The organism is Martelella sp. AMO21009 (genome assembly GCF_053484295.1).
This window is the reverse complement of record NZ_JBAKFR010000065.1, coordinates 1-1,284: the sequence shown is the minus strand read 5'-3', so window position 1 is coordinate 1,284 and position 1,284 is coordinate 1. Positions and strand designations below refer to the sequence as shown.

The window sequence follows — 1,284 nt, the reverse complement described above, 5'->3', positions numbered from 1 at the left end:
AGAGATGGCTCGGGAAATCTGCACAGCGGGGATAAGTGGAATTTCTGCCTGAGATCGGCTTAGATGCCGTTAACAGGAGATACCATGACGAGACGACCGCGCCGGAACCACAGCCCGGCTTTCAAGGCGAAGGTGGCGCTTGCCGCCATCCGAGGTGAGCAGACGCTGGTGGAATTGTCCCAGCAGTTCGATGTGCACGCGAACCAGATCAAACAGTGGAAAGATCAGCTCCTTGAGGGGGCGACGGGCGTTTTCGGCGATGAAGCCAAGGCGGAACCGGCAGGCCCGACCGTGGACGTCAAAACGCTACATGCCAAGATCGGCGAACTGACACTGGAGAACGATTTTTTAGCCGGAGCGCTCGGCAAGGCGGGATTGCTGAGCGGAAAGAAATGATCGACCGCGAGCATAAGCTATCCGTCGTGCGCCAGGCGAAGCTTCTCGGCTTCAGCCGTGGCAGTGTCTATTATTCGCCGCGTCCGGTGTCTGACGGCGATCTGGCTCTGATGCGCCGGATCGACGAACTGCATCTCGAATACCCGTTCGCGGGAAGTCGGATGTTGCAATGGCTTTTGAGAGGAGAAGGGTTGAATGCCGGGCGGCTTCACGTCGCCACGCTGATGAAGAAGATGGGCATCGAGGCGATCTACCGTCGCCCGAACACGTCGAAACCGGCACCTGGGCACAAAATCTATCCCTACCTCCTGCGCAAGCTGGCGATTACCAGACCCAATCAGGTCTGGGCGATGGACCTGACCTATGTTCCGATGGCTCGCGGATTTGTCTATCTCTGCGCCGTCGTGGACTGGTTCAGCCGGAGGGTTCTGTCGTGGCGACTGTCGATCACGATGGAGGCAGCCTTCTGCATCGAAGCAGTCGAGGAAGCGCTTGCTCGTTACGGCAAGCCCGACATCTTCAACACGGATCAAGGATCCCAGTTCACATCCATCGACTTCACGACCGTGCTGAAAAAAGCCGAAATCGCCATCTCGATGGACGGCAAGGGTTCGTGGCGGGACAACGTCTTCGTCGAGCGGCTCTGGCGGTCGATCAAATACGAGGAGGTCTACCTCCACGCCTACAAGTCCGTGTCCGAGGCCCGCGCTGGCATCGGCCGATATCTGACCTTTTACAATAGCCGACGCCCACATTCATCCCTTGACCGGCAGACGCCGGATCAGGCCTACTTCAACGCGCTGGCACCCATGATGGTGGCGGCATAATCGAGGCGGAAATCCACTTAGCGAAACGCCCGAAACTGTTCAGACAAACCGAGCCACCTCT

Annotated in this window: 1 protein-coding gene; it reads left to right on the top strand. The window is 58.3% G+C overall.

Annotation, left to right across the window (positions count from 1 at the left end; genetic code table 11):
* Positions 1 to 84: 84 nt before the first annotated feature.
* Positions 85 to 1,223 (top strand): IS3 family transposase gene (locus V6766_RS25450; protein ID WP_448471026.1). Its coding sequence is split into 2 segments (ribosomal slippage): positions 85 to 352 and positions 352 to 1,223, totalling 1,140 coding nucleotides; the frame shifts between segments, so codons are not numbered across the junction.
* Positions 1,224 to 1,284: the final 61 nt, after the last annotated feature.